Origin of the sequence: Roseococcus suduntuyensis (assembly GCF_014196305.1) — a bacterium.
Classification (GTDB): domain Bacteria; phylum Pseudomonadota; class Alphaproteobacteria; order Acetobacterales; family Acetobacteraceae; genus Roseococcus; species Roseococcus suduntuyensis.
Genome location: NZ_JACIDJ010000004.1, coordinates 244,482 through 261,478, shown reverse-complemented (window position 1 = coordinate 261,478; position 16,997 = coordinate 244,482). Strand labels below are relative to the sequence as shown.

Here is a 16,997-nt window from a genome sequence, read left to right as displayed (position 1 = left end):
GACGGGAGGACATGGAGGACATCAGGGCGCAGGCCCGCGCCTTGGCGCGGCAGGGCAGCTGGGAAGATGCCATCCGAACGATCAGCCAAGGGCTGGACGGCGCCACGGGCCCCGAGCGGCCTCGCCTGATCATCGAGCTGGCGCAGCTCTACAATGGCGCCGGCCAGCCGGAGCAGGCCCTGCGGTTGCTGGGTGAGCAAACCCCACAGTTGCAGGATCAGCCAAAGGCGGCCGCCCAGCGCTGTATGGCTTTGCTGTTGCTCGGCCGCCTGCCGGAGGCTGCTGCGCTGATCCAGCGTTGGTCCGCCCCGGCGATCCGGTGGTCCCGGCATCGCCACGTGTTCGAAGGGATCTATCTCGCCGTCCTGCGCCACCTCCGCATCGCGGACCCGCAGCTGGCGGCCGCGGTCGGCGCGCAAGGAATTGCCATCTTCCCCGAAAGCACCGCACTCGCCAGCGAGGGTCTCTTCGCCGAGCTTGTGAAAGACACGCCGGATTGCTCCTCCATCGATCTCTTCACCTTCTACAGCTTCCGCGACACAAGGCCGCCATCGCTCGAGGAACAGAAGCGCATCCTGGGGGCGATCATGGAGGCGCCCGCCGTCAGCCCAGCCCATCGGCTCAACTGCGCGATCGCTCACACCTACAAGTGTCTGGAGACGGATGACCTGGCAGCGCTGCGCCGGTCAATGGAGTTTTTGCTTGCGCATCGCGGCCTGGTTGATTCGCTCGGTGTTCATCATTCGATTCGATACGACCGCTTTTCGGTTCGGCTCTCGATGAATTCCGCCCTCTGGCATGCGGCCATCGGCATTGGCGATCGTGTGGCTCTGGAAGAGACCCTGGACTATCATCTGACACTGGTGGAGGGCCTGTACAGCCTGGATTTGGCTTCCAGCAATCCGATACGCTATCAATCAGGCTATGGAATTATTGCAGGACTTGCTGTAAAATTCATTATTTTGTTGCGTGAAGGCGATTATGTTGCAGCGCAACACATCAAAAATCTTGCTATACGTTCCGTTCTTCTTGTCGGATCGGCTGGGCATAATAATGTGGAAGATTTATTGTTTCATGAATTCTTTCATAATACCAATACGGTGCATCTGATGATCCGCACTTATGGTCATATCATCGAAAATAAAGATCCGCCCACAATGTCATGTTTCAACGATCTCTTTGCCTTCTGCCATCATTTGGAGGCGTCGGCGCCCTCTGACGTCCATGAACGCTTCAGGGCCAAATTCGCCGACCTCGTGCAGCTTTGACGGCGCAGCAGCGTCGAAACATTCATCAGAAGTAGGGGATGTTTTCGACTTGTGCGCGCAGGAATTTCTGTGCGGCGGAGCGATGCCACTCTCGGCATCGCGGCCGAGTTCCAGGCCGAGATTCCGCAGCATCGCCAGGCCTGCGGCCAGGAAGAGCCGCCCCCAGTGGTGGTCCACGCTGTCTTCAAGGCCCGCGTAGCCCGCCTCGTCCGCGCCCGCGGGGGCGGCGACAAAAAGAAAGCGTGGCGGAAAAGGAATGGTGCCAGGGCCGGAATTGCAGAAGGAGCGTAGCCTACTGTCATCACGAGCGAGTGCTGGTCTGGGGTTGGCTCGATCCCAACACCGAGGTTGTGATGCCCGCAATAAGGGGTCGAGCCGCGTCTCCGAAGGCAGAGGTCGATGTTTCGAAGCCATTTGGGTCCGCCAAATTGGGCCTGGCCAGGAGAGGACCGTCTCCACCAGCACGCCCATCCCATGACACTGCCTGCCTGCAGCCCGATGGCGGTGATGATTGGCAGCAGCGCATCGTCCCGCGTGCACCACCTCGTCCCGGAACTGTGAAAGGCCCTTCGCGCGCGCCGTCCGAACATGGTCTTGGCGCAGGATCGTCAGCATCGAGGCCCGCATGAGCCAAGCGTAAGGCCATTCCCCGACTGCTCCCAGGCGGTGGCCAGCGACGGGACCGGGCGCAAATCCCAGTCATAGGCGAAGGTCGGCTGGGTGCGCTGGGCGTCTACGGGCAGCGCCGCGGCGCCAAGTCCGGCCATGAGGGCACGGCGCAGGAAGGGATGGGTCATGTTCTGATCTCGGGATGGGGATGGAAGGGCGGGAGAGGCGCCCTGGGTGCGCCGCCTGGTCGCGGCCTACCAGAACCAGCAGGTGAAGGATTTTGTGCAGGCGACCTTCCAGGGCGCCGTGGTGCCGGCCTTCTGAGGAGAGCAGCCATGCCGTTCCACCGCCGTTCCCTGCTGGCGCTGCCCGCGCTGCTGCCCGCCGCCGCCATGGCGCAACCTGCCCTCGGCACCGCTGCGCGTCCGCTGCGCGTGGGCGTGACCCAGGGCGTCCACGCCCAGGTCTTCGAGAAGGTGTCCGAGGTGCTGGCCCGCGAGGGCTTCGCGACGCGCGCCGTCGAGTTCAACGACTTCATCCAGCCCAACGCCGCGCTGGCCGCGGGTGACCTCGACGCCAATGCCTACCAGCACCTGCCTTTCCTGGAGGCGCAGCGCGCCCAGCGCGGCTATGACTTCGTGCCGGTCGGCCGCACGGTGCTCACGCTGATGGGCGTGTTCTCGCGCCGCCATCGCGCCCTCGACGCCCTGCCCAATGGGGCGCGCATCGCCATCCCGAACGACCCGACCAATGGCGGCCGCGCGTTGCTGCTGCTGTCGCAGAACGGGGCCTTCGGCCTCCGCGAGGGGGCCGACCACCGCGCCACGGTGGCGGACATCACCACCAATCCGCGCCGGCTTCGCATCGTGGAGCTGGAGGCCGCCTCCATCGTGCGCGCGCTGGAGGATGTGGACGCCGCCGCCATTACGGGGAACTTCGCCGTGCCCGCGGGCCTCAACCCGCTGCGCGATGCCCTGGCGCGGGAGACGGAGCAGAGCGTTTACACTGTCCTTGTCGTCGTGCGGCGCGCGGATGACACGCAGCCCTGGGCGCGGCGCCTCGCGCAGGGCTATGCCCACCCCGAGGTCCGCGCCTTCGTCGAGCGGCAATTTGGCGGTGCCGTCATTCCTGGCGCGTAGCGCCGCGAACCCGCCGCCCGCACGAGGCCGCATGGCACCCATCCGGTTCGCGCACCCTGGCGAGGCGGCGCGCACATGCTCATCTCTCCGGCGCGCCAGGACGGCGCGCCGCCGCCGAGGCTGATGGATCGAGGAGTTCCACCCCATGCCCACACGCCAGCTTCACCTCGGCGCCTTCATGCGCCCCGTCACCATCCACACCGGGGGCTGGCGCTGGCCGGGCGCCTGGGCGGATGCGAATTTCAGCTTCCCGCGCCTCAAGCACCTGATCCAGCGGCTGGAGGCGGCCAAGTTCGACGCCTTCTTCATGGCCGACCACCTGGCGCTGCTGAACATGCCCATCGAGGCGCTGCGGCGTTCCCACACCGTCACCAGCTTCGACCCGCTGACGCTGCTGCCGGCACTCGCCGCCGTGACGGAGCGCATCGGGCTGATCGCCACCGCCTCCACCACCTACAATGACCCCTATCATGTCGCGCGGAAATTCGCCTCGCTGGACCACATCAGCAATGGCCGCGCGGGGTGGAACCTCGTCACCACCGCCAACCCCGATGCGGCGCTGAACTTCGGCCAGGACGCGCACATGGCCCATGGCGAACGCTACAAGCGCGCCCGCGAATTCTACGACGTGGTGACGGGGCTGTGGGACAGCTTCGCCGACGACGCCTTCCTCCGCGACCAGGAGAGCGGCATCTTCTGGGACTCCGCGCGCATGCATGTGCTGGACCACAAGGGGCCGGAGCTGAGCGTGCGCGGCCCGCTGAACGTGGCGCGGCCCGTCCAGGGCTGGCCCGTCATCGTGCAGGCCGGCGCCTCCGAGGCCGGGCGGCAGATCGGGGCCGAGACGGCCGAGATGATCTTCGCCGCCGGCGGCCCCATCGCGGATGCCCGCGCCTTCTACGCCGATGTGAAGTCCCGCGCCGCCGCGGCAGGGCGGGACCCGGAACAGCTCAAGATCCTGCCCGGCTGCCTGGTGGTGGTGGGCGAGAGCATCGAGGAGGCGCGGGCCAAGCGGGCGCGGCTCGATGCGCTGGTGCACTATGAAAGCGCGATTGGCTCGCTTTCCTCCCTGCTCGGCGTGGATGCCAGCCGCTTCGACCCTGACGGCCCGTTGCCCGACATCCCCGAGACGGAATCCAGCAAATCGGGGCGCGAGCGCGCCATCCGCCTCGCGGAGCGCGAGGGGCTGACGGTGCGGCAACTGGCCCAGCGCATCGGCGGCTATGCCGGGGCGGCCATGGTCGGCACGCCGGCCAGCATCGCCGACGAGATGGAGGAATGGCTGGAGACCCGCGCCTGCGACGGCTTCAACATCATGTTCCCGCACGTGCCCGAAGGCCTGGAGGATTTCGTGACGGGCGTGGTGCCGGAACTGCAGCGGCGCGGCCTGTTCCGCACCGAATACACCGGCACCACCCTGCGGGACCATCTGCGGCTGAAGCGGCCGCAAAACCGCTTCTTCGAACAGGCGCGCGCGGCGGAGTGAGTGGGCGCGGCCGCCCCTATGCGAAGCCCGGCGGCCATGTGGCGGGTCGAAGCGCCTCGATGGCCGCCGCCGCCAGGGCCGTCCGATCCTCCCACGCGCCGGCGATGACCTGCACGCCGAGCGGCAGCCCCTGGCCGTTCAACCCGATGGGCACGGAAGTGGCCGGCAAGGAGGGCAGCGTGGCCAGACCCGCCCAGAAGAGCTGGTCATTGTAGTCGCGGTCGCGGCCGTTCACGCGCAGCACGCGCTCCTCCCTCGGTCGTGCCTCGTCCAGCGGAAAGGCGGCCACGGTCGAGCAGGGGGCGATCAGCACGTCGAACTCCTCGAAGAAGGCCGCCCAATCCGCCTTCAGCCGTGCCCGTGCCTCCTCCGCCTGCAGCCAGGCGCGGTGGCGCTGGGCCGTCGTGATCCCTCACTGTGTTGCAATCTGGACCATGCGACCAGGTTGCGCGGGGTGGCAAGGAGACGACGCGCTCATGGCTTCCAGTCCACGAGGCGCCGCTCGGCCATCTCGATCAGCCGGAACAGCAGGATGCTCATCAGCGTCAGCATGAGGATGGACGCGAAGGCCAGCGGTGTCTGCGACTGCGCTGACGCCATCAGGATCAGGTAGCCCAGCCCGTCCTGGGCGGCGACGAATTCCGCGATCACCGCGCCGATCACCGCGAAGGTGATCGCGACCTTGCAGCCGGTGAACAAATACGGCAGCGCCATGGGCAGGCGCAGCCGGCGGAAGGTGGCGGCGGGCGAGGCACGCATGGCGTGCATCAGGTCGAGCATGGCACGCGGCACCGCGTCGAAACCCGCGATGATGTTCACCAGGATCGGGAAGAAGCACACCAGCGCCACGATCACGATCTTGGGCCATTCGCCGATGCCGAACCACAGCGTGACCAGTGGCGCCAGCGCCACCTTGGGCACCGATTGCAGGCCGAGCAGGATCGGGTAGACCACGCGCTGCGCCAGCCGGCTGAACGCCACCAGCACCGCGAGCGGCACCGAAAGGCCGAGCGCCAGCGCGAACCCCAGCACCGTTTCGCGCAGCGTGACCAGCGTGTTGGCCAGAAGCTCGGCGCGCCATTCCCAGCCCATGGCGCCGATGGCGCTGGGCGCTGGAAGCAGCCAGGCCGGCACGGCCAGGGCGCGAACCGCCCCCTCCCAGGCCAGAACGAGCGTGAGCCAGATCAGCGGTGTCGAAAGCTGCCTCATGCGCGTTGGAACAGCAGGGCGCGGATCTCCCGCTTGATCTCCTGGTAGCGCGGCGAGGAGGCGGTGTCCACGCCCCTCGGCCGCGGCAGGTCCACGGCGAAGTCGGCGCGGATGCGGCCCGGCCGGGCCGACATCACCACGACGCGGTCGCCCAGCAGGATCGCCTCCTCGATGTCATGGGTGATGAGCAGGGCGGTGCGCCCCAGTTCGCCCCACAGGCGTGACAGGTCCAGCGAGAGTTCTTCCCGCGTCAGCGCATCCAGCGCGCCGAAAGGTTCGTCCAGCAGCAGGATTTCCGGGTCGGGCAGGAGGGCGCGGCAGAAGGCGGCGCGCTGCTTCATGCCGCCCGACAGGCTGTGCGGCCGCTGCGCCGCGAAATCCGCGAGGCCGGTGCGCTCCAGCAGGTGCAGGGCCCGGCTGCGCGCGGCGGCGCGGGGCAGGCCGTAGACATCGGCCGGCAGCAGGACGTTGTCCAGCACGCTGGCCCAGGGGAAGAGCACATGCTCCTGGAACACCACGCCGACGCGGCGGGATGGCCCGTCCAGCGCCTCCCCGCCGCGGCGCAGCCGCCCCTCGCTGGGCGCTTCGAGCCCCGCCACCAGCCGCAGCAGCGTCGATTTGCCACAGCCCGAGGGGCCCAGCACCGACACGAAGCTGCCCGGCGCGATGCTGAGATCAAGCGGCCCCAGCGCATGCACCGCCGTGGCGCCGCTGCCGAAATGCCGTGTGACGCCGAGGAGTTCCAGCGCGGCGGGTGTCATCCCACCAGGCCCGGGACGAACAATTCGTCCGGGGCGACCGGGCTGCGGAGCGTGAACGCGTCGGACATGACGCGCACCGTGCTCGCGACCCGCGCGGGGTCGATGGCGCCGAGCGGCTGGCCCGGCACGCTGGCCAGTTCACCCACCAGGCGGGTCTCGCCCGCCGCCACCGCGGGCTGCACCTGGCGATGGGCGCGGTGCATGATGGCGCCCGCCTCCTCGGGGTTGGCGATGGCCTCGCGCAGACCCTTGAGCGTCGCGGCCGTCAGGGCGCGCACCAGGTCGGGACGGGTGGCGAGGGTATTCTCGGTCGCGATCAGCCCGTTGCCGTAGAAATCGAGCCCGACGTCGCGATAAGCGAAGCGGGTGAGGGGGCGCGGGGCCGTCACCGCCTCCAGCAGCGGCTGACCGACGGTGAATTGCCCGATCGCGTCCACGCGCCCGTTCGCCAGCAGCGAGGGCAGGGTGGCGCTTTCGGCCGTGACCCAGGTGACGCTGGCCGGATCGATGCCCGCCGCCCGGGCATAGGCGCCGAACAGGAGCCGGACCGAGCTGAATGCCGTGTCGGCCAGGGTGCGCCCGGCCAGCGAAGCGGGCGCGGCAAGGCCGCGTTCCTGCAGCGCGAACAGCGCCTGGGGCGGCGAGGCATAGATGATGGCGCTGAGCTTCACCGGCACCTGGTCGTTGCCGCGGGCCAGCAGCAGCGCGCCGGCGTCGGCGAAGCCCAACGTGGCGTTGCCGGCTGCGACGCGGCGGATCGCATCGGCCGAGCCCTGGCCGCGGAGGATGCTGACGTTGAAGCCGGCCTCCCGGTAGAAGCCCTTCTCCAGCGCCAGGTAGAAATAGCTGTGGCGGCCGTTGAAGCCGAAATCGGTGATGAGCGTCACATCCTCCAGGCGCGACTGCCCGTGCCCGTGCCGGGCCAGCGCGGGCGCGGCCAGCAGCGCGCCGCCAAGGGCGCGCCATCCGGTGCGGCGGGTGAGGCGGGCGCTGCGGTGGGTCGTGGGCATGCGATGCTCCGTCAATCATTCGCTTACGAATGAAAGCGTATTTCTGGCCGTCCGGGACGCGGCCCGCGGGGATTTCTCCGCCGGTGGGGCCGGAACTGCCCGCTTGCCGGGCAGGCCTGCCCAGGTGCTGCGCACCGGCCGCGCGGGCGGCGGGTGCCACGCTTGCCAGCATCGCGGGGCCGGGCTTGGGTTGGGGCGTCGCAACATCGGTGTCGTCCTTGGCGTCCAGGCCTTCCTCTCCCTCTTCCGTCCCTTCGCGCCGCGCCCCCGGGCGGCGCGACGCGCAGCAGCGCGTGGACGCCATCTTCCGGCAATGGCAGGCCGAACGCCCCGACATCGATCCGGCGCCGGTGCGGATCTACGGGCTGATCGCGCAGATCCAGATGCAGTCGACCGGGTTCATCGACGAGGTGCTGGCGCCGCTTGGCCTGGTGCGCGGGACCTTTGACGTGCTGACCGCGCTGCGCCGCGCCGGCGAGCCCTACCGGCTCAGCCCCAAGCAACTCGCGACCGGATTGCTGCTGAGCGGCGCGGGCCTCACCAGCCGGCTGAACCGGCTGGAGGCGCAGGGGCTGATCGCGCGGCTGCCTGAGCCGCGCGACCGTCGGACCCTGCGAATTCAGCTCACCGCCGCGGGTGAGGCGGTGATCAATGAGGCCATCCCCCGCGTCTTCGAGGTGCAATGGCGGCACCTGGCGCCGCTGGGCGAGGACGGCCGCCGCCGCCTGGAAGAGGAGTTGGCGCGGTTTGCCGACGCCATCGCCCAGATCATGGAGCAGCAGGAAGCGCCTTGACAGGAGAGACGCCTCTGCAAATCATTCCATATCGAATGATCTGTCAAAAGGGGCCGCCTTGCACGTTCGGACACGCATTGCCGTCATCGGCGCGGGGCTTGGTGGGCTGACCGTCGCGGGGCTGCTGCAGCGGCGCGGCCATCAGGTCACGGTGCATGAGCAGGCGCCCGGCTTCGGGCGCATCGGGGCGGGCATCATTCTCAGCGCGAACGCGGTCAAGGTGCTGCGGCATCTCGGCATCGAGGCGGCGTTGCTGGACACCGGGATATGTCCGGCCGCCTTCCTCAGCCGCGACTGGGTGACCGGCGAAACCAGCTTCGCCCTGCCCTTGGACGCGGCGACGGAGGCGCGCTTCGGGGCCGCATTCCTGAACATCCATCGCGCGGACCTGCATGACATCCTGCGCGCTGCCCTGGCGCCCGGCAGCCTGCATCTCGGCCACCGGCTGGAGGACATGCGCGAGACCCCGCAGGGCGTCGCGCTGCGCTTCGCCAATGGCGAGGCGCTGGAGGCCGACATCGTGATCGGCGGCGACGGCATCCATTCGCGGCTGCGCGCGCTGCTGTTCGGCGAGGCGCCGCCGCGCTTCACCGGGCGCATGGCGCAGCGCGCCATCTTCCCCACGGCGCGGCTCGGCGGGCTGCCTGTCGATGACTGCACGAAGTGGTGGGGGCCGGACCGCCACGCGCTGAGCTATTTCCTGACAAGCCGGCGCGACGAGCTCTACGTGATGGCGAGCGTGCCGGGGGCGCACTGGGACGGCACGGACCTTTCGCGCCCCCTGCCGCGCGACGCCTTCCTGGCCAGCTTCGACCAGGCCACGCCGGCGTTGCGCCGCCTGGTCGAGGGCGCGACGGAATGCGCGGTATGGCCGATCTGCGACCGTCCGCGCGATGACCGTTGGCACCAGGGGCGCGCCGTCCTGTTGGGCGATGCCTGCCACCCGGTGCGCCCCTATATGGCGGCTGGCGGCGCTTCGGCCATCGAGGACGCGGCGGCCCTGGCCCGCTGCCTGCACGAATTCGACGATGCGGCGGAGGCCTTCCATCACTATGCCGCCACGCGTATTCCGCGGGTGGCGGAGGTGCAGCGCATTTCCCTCGCCAACACCTGGATGCGCGGGCCGGAGGAGGCGCTGGACTGGTTCTTCGGCCATGACGCCATGGCCGCCCCGCTGGCGGTGCCCGCCTGATGGCGCTCGGCCCCGACCCCATGCGGCGGCGCGACCTGGTCGGTTATGGCGAATTCCCGCCCGACCCACGCTGGCCGGGCGGGGCGCGCATCGCGGTGAACTTCAACCTCAACGTGGAGGGCGGCGGCGAATCCACGCTCGACAATGGCGACCCCGTCTCGGAGGGCATGCTGAACGACATCGGCGTGCCGACCTTCGCCGGTCGCCGCGTGCCGCTGGTGGAGAGCGTCTTCGAATATGGCAGCCGGCGCGGGGTGTGGCGCGTGCTGGACATCTTCCGGGATTTCGACGTGCCGGTCAGCGTGCTGGGCGTGGTGCGCGCGCTGGAGCAGCATCCCGCGCTGGTCCGCGCCTGCCTCGACCGCGGGCACGAGATCGTCAGCCATGGCTATCGCTGGATCGACTATGGCGCGGTGGACGAGGCGGAGGAACGCGCGCACATCCGCCGGGCCATCGAGTTGCTGCGCGCCCTGACCGGGGAAGCGCCGCTGGGCTGGATGACCGGACGGCCCGGCCCCAACACGCGGCGGCTGATCTGCGAGGCGGGTGGCTTCCTCTACGATCGGGATTCACTGGCCGATGAGCTGCCCTACTGGGTGGACATGCCGGGCGGGGCACATCTGGTGATTCCCTATTCCTACGAAGCCAATGACAATCGCTTCAACGAGAACAGTGGTTTCTCCACGGCGGGGCAGTTCTTCGAATACATGCGCGACGCATTCGACACGCTCTACCTCGAGGGGGAGCGGGGCGCGCCCAAGCTGCTTTCCATCGGCCTGCACGACCGGCTGATCGGTCGGCCCGGCCGCGCGCCGGGCCTGGTGCGGCTTCTGGAGCATATGAGGCAGCGCGAAGGGGTGTGGTTCTGCCGCGGGGTGGACATCGCGCGCCACTGGCACGCGACGTTTTCGCCGGAGGAGGCGCGCGGCTGAGGGCTGTTGCATCCCGGGTGGGGCTGGAACCCACGGCCACCAGAGGACGAATTCGGCTCTCTATCCGGCTGAGCTTCAAGGATCCGCAAAGGGCAAACGCGTGTGGCTCCGGATCGGTCTGCTGCCGGTTCCATGGACACCAAATTCAGCCTGTTCTGGCTAAGCGCTCGAACGCTACAGGCTGAGATAGCCGATGGCCGAATGGCGTCGCTTTTACGTCGGCCGTCGTCTTGCCGGACGCGATGTCACGCATGAACTGCATCACGTCCGCGTTGGTGAGGTCCTTCAAGCGGAACCGCCACGTCCAGCACAGCGTCAGTCGACCGCTCTACGCGCTGCGCAGCCGCATCGAGTGCTTCATCAACCGCCTGAAGAACAGCCGCCGCGTCGCCACCCGCTACGACCAGACCGCCGATAGCTTCCTCGGCTTCGCCGCGCTCTCCTCGATCCGTCTATGGATCAAGTTTGTCCACGCGACCTAGGCTTTAGGGCGACAACGGACTTTCGCGCCACCCAGCAGCCAAGCACCTCAGCCGATCAGAACCACGCGCCGCAAGGCAGCCATGGGCAGAGTGGGACGCACTGGAGAGCCAGAATGAGGGGCTCCAGCACCTGCTGCCGAAGCTCACGCGCCGGCAGTTCGGGACGATGGGCAGCACCCCAGCCCGGGCGGTCCGCTGCCCTTCCACCAACTCCATAACCGCGCCATCTCGAGCGCCTGCTCGACGTTGTGAAGGCGCGATGCCCGGCAGCGCCGGGCTTTCGTCACCACACCCAGCGCAGGCCGATCGTCGCGACATGCTCCGAACCGCGTTCCGTCCGCGCGGTATCAAAATCCATCGCCGCGGCGAAGCTGTCGCCGCGGAAGACGGTGACGCCGATCCCTGCCATCAGGCGGTCACGGCCCGGGCGCGCGGACTCCACGCCGAAGGCCGCGCCGCCCAGTCGGTGCGTGCCTCGGCCCGTCCCATCCTGCATGTCCCGCGCATAGCCGATCCGCGCCTCCGGCCGCAGCCTGACACCATTTCCGAGGTCGAAGTTTCGCGCCGCGGAAACCCCGACGCCGGCGCGCAGCGCATCCGCCGTGCGCCCATCGACCGACAGGTTCAGAAGCCCTGCCCCCCTTTCCGTGAAGCCGCGCCGCGCGATGCGGTCCCAGCGCAGATGCAGCCGCGGCTCGATCTCGATGCCCTCGATCCGGGTGGAGACGCCGATGCCGGCCTCCACCGACGCATCCGTGCCCTGGCTGTTCGCCATGGCACGGCGCGCAAGCGTGCCGAAGGCGATGGTCCGCCGCGCGTCGTAGCGGCTGAGCCCGGCGCCGAGTGTGACATCGGCGAAGGGCCTCCACGCGGCCTCGGTCGGCGGGGCATAAAGGCCGTAGAGGCTGGCCTGGTAGCTCTCGATGTTCACCCGGCCCGTGGCGCCATCGCCATCCACCTGGCCCCGCTGGAAGCCGAGAGCCACGCCGCCGATCAGGCCCGGAGCGAAGGAGCGGTCCATACCCACCACCGCACCGCCGGACTGCAGCCCGTAACCCGGCGCCCTGCCGTCGCCGCCCCTGCTGCCCCAGCCGCCGATCGCCCGGCCCCAGACCGACCAACCCTCGAATCCGCCGCGCGAGCCATCCTCCGTGGCCTCATGCGGCGCCCAGCCGCCATTGCCTGCGCCCGGCAAGACGGACATCCGCGCGGTGCGCGCGCTGTCCAGCGTCACGCGCGGCGCCAGGGCGCCCTGCGCTCCGACCAACCCCGCATCGCCGCTGCGGATCGCCGCAAGGCGCCGGTTTGTGGCTGCGCCGAACATCCGCCGATGGGTCAGCGATGCTGCCAGCGCATCCTGGTGCACCACGCCGGATATCTGATCGAGGGCGGCCGGGATGGCCTGCGCCGGCAGCGAATAGAGCGGACCGAAGACACTCGCGGCCGCGCTGTCCATCCGCAGCCCCGCCGCGGGGCGGATGGCGTCGATCGCGCCGCCGACCGACGCCTGGTTCGCCCGCTGCCGCAGGCCGAGCGGCGCGAGGTCCGCGTAGCGCGATGGCGTCAGCACCAGGTCCAGCGCATTGGCGTGGTAGATGGCGTCGAAGCGTGATCCGGCCGGCAGGCCGCCGGCGGGCTGCGTGAGCCCTGCGAAACTGCCCAGCAGCCCACCCTGCGCCTGGATGACGCGGAAGGACTGCCCGATCACGGGGGTGAAGGTGTTGGTGGCCGCGCCGGGGATGTCCCGAAGCACGGGGACGATGGTGCCGCCCGCCGTCAGCGTTGTCCCCACGCCCATCACGATAACCTGGTCGTGCGATCCGCTGCCCGTGCCGGTGCCCGGCCCGTCGATCTCCAGCCGCGTGGTGGCCCCCGCCCCAAGCAGCAGCGGCCCGTTGAAGATGATGATGCCGGGCGAATTGCCGGGGGACAGCATACCATCGATGGTGGCCGGGCCATTGATCGTGCCGCTGCCTGTCAGCGTGCCGCCGGCCAAGACCACCAGCGGCCCGTCGAGCAGCCCTTGCACCGACAATGTGCCCTGCTGAACCAGCGCACCGCCCGTGTTCGAGGCGGTGCCCAGGAGCGTCAGCACCCCTCCACCCACCACCTGCAACTGGCCGTCACCTGTGATGGAGCCCATCAGCATGACCCCGCCCTGGCTGGTGTCGATGGTTCCGTTCGCCGCCTCCACCACGACGGGTTGCAACAGCAATACGGCGACATCGGGCCGGAAGGTGCCACCGCGGAAGACGATGATGCTGGCCTGCGCCGCCGCCTGGCGTTCGTTGAACGAAAGGCGGCTTGCGTCGATCACGCTGCCACCGCCAATTTCGCCAGTACCGCCGCCGCCAGCTTCGCCAGTGCCGTCGCCGTCGCCGCCGCCGCCGTCACCGCCACCGTCACCACCACCGTCACCGTCGCCAGTGCCGCCGCCGCCAGACAGCCCGCCCACCGGCACCAGCGCATAGCGCACCGTGCCGCCGCCCCACATCGTGTCGCCGGTGGCGTCGCCATAGAAGGCGACGGTGGAGAAGGTGCCGCTGTCGCGGATCGCGGCGACGAGGTTCATGGTCTGATTGTAGCGGGCCACGCCCGGGTTGTCGGTCGTTGCATTGGCCGAACCGATCAGGATGGGCGTGCCGCCATCGAAGGCAATGTAAAGCGCGCTGGGGAAGCAGCAGGTCGCCCAGCCTTCCAGCTCGATCGCAAAGGCGTTGATCGGGGATGCGAAGGCGAAGACAAGGCCGTTCCCGGCGGGATCGGTGTTGTCCGCCACCATGCGGATGCTGGCGCCGCTGTTGAAGGTGCCGCTTGGACCCTGCACGTTGTTGAAGCTGGTGGTGCGCGTCGAGCGGTTGACGCCGTTGGGCGCCGAGATTGTGAAGTCGCCGCGTGTCCAGGCTGTCGTGCCGCTGGTCAGGCCGCTCAGCAGGTCGATCCTGACCGTGCCACCCGCCGCAGTCACGCGGTTGTCGAAATCCGTCCGTCCCTCCGCAATGCTGTCGAAAAACACCGCCGTGGAACCCGCCCCGTCACTCGGCTGGGTCCAAAGCAGCGCCAGGCTGAACGTGGATAGAACCAGCATGGCTGGGCGGCGTCCAAAGCGCCTGTGACGGGGGTAGGAGACGGGCATTCTTAGCCTCTCTGGCACGTGGGTCCCCCATAATTCCAAGTCGGCATCAACAAAGTCTGAATAGCTCGGGCTAGGCGGAAGGTGCTGCAGACCTGCGACGAGGCGGCTGCGACCATGTCCATCAACCGGCACCGGGCGCCCGCGGTGCTGAACGGCACGCCGCTGTTGACCGGGGCGCTGTTCGGCTCAGGGCGACGGGAGCTTGCCGCAGAGGTGTCCTGGGATCTGCCCAGCCTGGCGCCGGGGGCAACGACGCTGCTCGATGTCACGGTGAACGGAGCGCGGGCGGGCGACTTGGCGCAGGCGTCGCTGGTGGCTGTGTGGTCGAGCAACACCGTGCGCGTGATGGCGCGGAACATCTCCGCGGCGACCTTCGATCTGGCGACGGCGACGCTGTCGGTTGGCGTTACGAAGCGCCGGCTTCCCTGGGGCAGGCGACGGGGTGACATCGTGTTCCGATTCCTGCAGGCCGAGGGAGAGCCGGGTCGCCCGGTTGGAAACTGTGGCCGGCACCGTAGGCCGGCGACGATTCTGGCTAGCTTGCATCAAGACACCCAACCGCCGGACGAATTACATTTTTAGCCATGACTGTCTCTTTGCCGGCCTCGTGCGTTGAACTGACGCAAGGACGTCACCGACCGGCCACGGAAGCGAAGGGCCGCGCCCGGAAGCATTCGCAAAGAGGCCACCATGACGATCAAGGACAATGGTCCGAAGCCGCAATCCTTCGACATCGAGACTGCGACGAAGGAAAACCGGGATTATCGTTCCGTCGCCTGGAGCGGGCGCTATCTGCAGGTGACCCTCATGTCGATCCCCGTCGGCGGCGATATCGGCCTTGAAGCGCATCCGGAAACGGATCAGTTCCTGCGCCTCGATGCTGGCCAGGGCCGCGTTCAGATGGGGCCAGCGAAGGACGACATGCCCTTCGAGCAGGACGTGTCGAACGGCTGGTGTGTTCTCGTTCCCGCTGGAACCTGGCACAACATCACCAACATCGGGGCGACACCGATGCAGGTCTACGCGATCTACGCGCCCGCCCATCACAAGCCCGGCAAGGTGCAGGCCACATCGGCGGTGGCCGAGGCGGACCAGGACGACGAGCCTGCCGACTGGTCAGTGCAGAGCGGCGGCGTGCCCGACAAGCATGGGTGATGGATCCTCAGCCACCGCCAGCCTGAAAGGTGGTCGCTCCGCATCCGGCGCTGCTCGCCCGCACGGTCGGCCGTCCGATGGCGGCCGAAGTCTGAAGCGACTCGCCACCCGGGCAGGTCCAACTTGACGCAGATGCCATCAAGGCCGGCAGGGGCATCCGGGTGGCGACGCTGGCTGCCCCGGACCCGTCTGCAACCGGTGGAGTTGTTGCCGATCGCGCTCCTCGGGGGCGCCGCAGCCTCGGTCTGGGCCTTCCTCGCCCTGGCCGGTGAAGTCCGTGAAGGGGACACCAGGGCACTGGACGAGCGCTTGCTTCTGGCACTTCGCGCTCCGGGTGCACCTTCGGATCCGCTTGGTTCACCTTGGCTACAGGAAGTCCTCCGAGACTTCACCGCGCTGGGCGGCTCCGGCGTGATGGTGTTCCTGGTGGTGGCGGTGACCGGCTTTCTGGCACTGGCACGGCGGCGAGCGGAGGCAGTGATCCTGGTCGTCGCTTCGCTCGGCGCGATGGGCCTCGAACTTGTCCTGAAAGCCTGGTACGACCGCCCGCGTCCGGACTTGGTACCACACGCGGCCCGTGTCTTCAGCGCAAGCTTCCCGAGCGGCCACGCCACCATGTCAGCAGCGGTGTTCCTGACCATCGGCGCGCTGCTGGCCAGCACCCAGCCGGAGCCACGCATCAAGATCTTCATTGCTTCGCTCGCGGTTCTGCTGACAACGATTGTGGGTGTGAGCCGCGTGTATCTGGGCGTGCATTGGCCGACTGACGTGCTGGCCGGCTGGACGCTTGGCGCCGCCTGGGCGGCGGTCTGCTGGGCAGCAGCTATCCGCTTGCGCCAAACCGACCCATGACCAGCCCTGCCGATGATGCAGCAGACGTCGCAGCCTTGATCATGGCCAGCCCGCCCCTCACCCTCGCCGTTGGCTCCTCAACGCGGCGGCGGCATCCGCAGCGGCGCGGGCCATGAGATCTGGAGCCAGTCATGCTAGCTGCGGGGTGACGACGCAGCGCCTCTCTTGCCGACAGTTGGTCCAGGATGATGGGAGGTGCGCCCGTGGCTGTGAGCGCCATTTCAATGCGCCCCCTCCGGTCTGAGAGATTGACGCCCATCAAGGACATCGGCGGCGATGACGCTTAGCGTGGCCAGATGCGGCATCCCCAGCCTGCTGCGCAAGGATTGTCATGTCCATCATGCAGGGCCTGCGGGCCTATCACGCCACACTCGGCCTTCTGGTCATTGCCGCCTTCCTGACAGGCGAGCTGGGCTCGATCCACGCCGTACTGGGCTACGCCATCGCCATCATCATCGGTGGTCGCCTTGTCGCGGCCCTCTCGGGCCTGCGGCAACTGGGCCTGTCACGCTTCTATCCTCAGTTCGAGGGACTGACGCTCGGCAATGCCTTTACTCACCCAGCCATCAGCAAGACGCTGTTGGCCGGCATCGCCGCCTGCCTGATCCTGGCCACCGCCACGGGAATTGCGATGGATCGCGGCAGGACGCTCGGCATGGCAACCAGCGTCGTCGTGAGCCAGGCATACGCGCGGGATGACAGCCGTGAAGGCTGGCGAGGCTCAGAAGCCCGTGGCGAAGATCAGGAGCACGGCATCGTCGGCGAACTGCATGAGGGACTGTCGAACTTCCTCATGATCATCGTCGGGCTGCACGTCGCCTACCTGTTTCTGTTCAAGCGCCCCCTTGCGCGCTTCATGCTCTTCATTGCGACGCCAAAGCCCCGTGAAGCTATCCCGCGTCGTGCGCCCTGACCGCAAGCGAGGTGCGATGCAGCACCGCCCGATCTCGGCCGGCGCCGCCCTCATCGCAA

At 68.5% G+C, this 16,997-nt stretch carries 15 protein-coding genes and 1 pseudogene; 11 read left to right on the top strand and 5 right to left on the bottom strand.

The genetic code is table 11. The features are described 5' to 3' along the window. The first annotated feature begins 11 nt into the window (after window positions 1-11). The 3 genes from GGQ83_RS13410 (at window position 12) to GGQ83_RS13400 (ending at window position 4,502) form a co-directional block, all read left to right on the top strand. A complete protein-coding gene (locus GGQ83_RS13410) occupies window positions 12-1,268 on the top strand; it encodes a tetratricopeptide repeat protein (protein WP_184384824.1) in 1,257 nt (418 codons plus the stop codon). 944 nt (window positions 1,269-2,212) lie between these two features. Further along, a complete protein-coding gene (locus tag GGQ83_RS13405) occupies window positions 2,213-3,016 on the top strand; it encodes a MetQ/NlpA family ABC transporter substrate-binding protein (RefSeq protein ID WP_184384822.1) in 804 nt (267 codons plus the stop codon). A 145-nt stretch (window positions 3,017-3,161) separates the two neighbouring features. Beyond that, window positions 3,162-4,502 carry an LLM class flavin-dependent oxidoreductase gene (locus GGQ83_RS13400; RefSeq protein WP_184384820.1) on the top strand — a complete coding sequence of 447 codons (1,341 nt, stop codon included), beginning with the start codon at window positions 3,162-3,164 and terminating at the stop codon, window positions 4,500-4,502. Between the two features lie 16 nt (window positions 4,503-4,518). On the opposite strand, the gene GGQ83_RS13395 is transcribed toward GGQ83_RS13400, so the two are convergent. The 4 genes from GGQ83_RS13395 to GGQ83_RS13380 form a co-directional block, all read right to left on the bottom strand. Then, window positions 4,519-4,881, bottom strand: coding sequence for an amidase family protein (locus GGQ83_RS13395; protein ID WP_221223518.1), 363 nt, complete (start codon window positions 4,879-4,881; stop codon window positions 4,519-4,521). 95 nt (window positions 4,882-4,976) lie between these two features. After that, window positions 4,977-5,711 carry an ABC transporter permease gene (locus tag GGQ83_RS13390; protein ID WP_184384818.1) on the bottom strand — a complete coding sequence of 245 codons (735 nt, stop codon included), beginning with the start codon at window positions 5,709-5,711 and terminating at the stop codon, window positions 4,977-4,979. Further along, window positions 5,708-6,472 carry an ABC transporter ATP-binding protein gene (locus GGQ83_RS13385; protein WP_184384816.1) on the bottom strand — a complete coding sequence of 255 codons (765 nt, stop codon included), beginning with the start codon at window positions 6,470-6,472 and terminating at the stop codon, window positions 5,708-5,710. The genes GGQ83_RS13390 and GGQ83_RS13385 overlap by 4 nt, the downstream gene beginning before the upstream one ends. Beyond that, a complete protein-coding gene (locus GGQ83_RS13380) occupies window positions 6,469-7,482 on the bottom strand; it encodes an ABC transporter substrate-binding protein (RefSeq protein ID WP_184384814.1) in 1,014 nt (337 codons plus the stop codon). The genes GGQ83_RS13385 and GGQ83_RS13380 overlap by 4 nt, the downstream gene beginning before the upstream one ends. Window positions 7,483-7,775: 293 nt before the next feature. Here GGQ83_RS13380 and GGQ83_RS13375 point away from each other — a divergent pair, with 293 nt between their 5' ends. The 4 genes and pseudogenes from GGQ83_RS13375 to GGQ83_RS13360 form a co-directional block, all read left to right on the top strand. Beyond that, window positions 7,776-8,276 (top strand): MarR family winged helix-turn-helix transcriptional regulator, encoded by a 501-nt coding sequence (locus GGQ83_RS13375; RefSeq protein ID WP_184384812.1) that lies wholly within the window; start codon window positions 7,776-7,778, stop codon window positions 8,274-8,276. Between the two features lie 58 nt (window positions 8,277-8,334). Further along, a complete protein-coding gene (locus GGQ83_RS13370; protein ID WP_184384810.1) occupies window positions 8,335-9,468 on the top strand; it encodes an FAD-dependent monooxygenase in 1,134 nt (377 codons plus the stop codon). Next, entirely contained in the window at window positions 9,468-10,400 is a 933-nt protein-coding gene (locus tag GGQ83_RS13365) for a polysaccharide deacetylase family protein (RefSeq protein ID WP_207018221.1), read from the top strand. The genes GGQ83_RS13370 and GGQ83_RS13365 overlap by 1 nt, the downstream gene beginning before the upstream one ends. Window positions 10,401-10,714: 314 nt before the next feature. Continuing rightward, window positions 10,715-10,882: pseudogene (locus tag GGQ83_RS13360) on the top strand (IS5/IS1182 family transposase); the annotation flags it as partial. Between the two features lie 283 nt (window positions 10,883-11,165). Here the strand turns inward: GGQ83_RS13360 and GGQ83_RS13355 are convergent. Further along, entirely contained in the window at window positions 11,166-13,970 is a 2,805-nt protein-coding gene (locus GGQ83_RS13355; protein ID WP_184384808.1) for an autotransporter family protein, read from the bottom strand. A gap of 129 nt (window positions 13,971-14,099) precedes the next feature. Here GGQ83_RS13355 and GGQ83_RS13350 point away from each other — a divergent pair, with 129 nt between their 5' ends. The 4 genes from GGQ83_RS13350 (at window position 14,100) to GGQ83_RS13335 (ending at window position 16,938) form a co-directional block, all read left to right on the top strand. Continuing rightward, window positions 14,100-14,600 carry a hypothetical protein gene (locus tag GGQ83_RS13350; RefSeq protein ID WP_184384806.1) on the top strand — a complete coding sequence of 167 codons (501 nt, stop codon included), beginning with the start codon at window positions 14,100-14,102 and terminating at the stop codon, window positions 14,598-14,600. A gap of 108 nt (window positions 14,601-14,708) precedes the next feature. Next, the gene (locus tag GGQ83_RS13345; protein WP_184384804.1) at window positions 14,709-15,173 is read left to right on the top strand and encodes a cupin domain-containing protein; all 465 of its coding nucleotides are present in this window, start codon (window positions 14,709-14,711) and stop codon (window positions 15,171-15,173) included. A gap of 207 nt (window positions 15,174-15,380) precedes the next feature. After that, window positions 15,381-16,025: a phosphatase PAP2 family protein gene (locus tag GGQ83_RS13340; RefSeq protein WP_207018210.1), complete on the top strand. Its 645-nt coding sequence runs from the start codon at window positions 15,381-15,383 to the stop codon at window positions 16,023-16,025. A gap of 331 nt (window positions 16,026-16,356) precedes the next feature. Next, window positions 16,357-16,938 (top strand): cytochrome b/b6 domain-containing protein, encoded by a 582-nt coding sequence (locus GGQ83_RS13335; protein WP_184384802.1) that lies wholly within the window; start codon window positions 16,357-16,359, stop codon window positions 16,936-16,938. Window positions 16,939-16,997 lie beyond the last annotated feature (59 nt).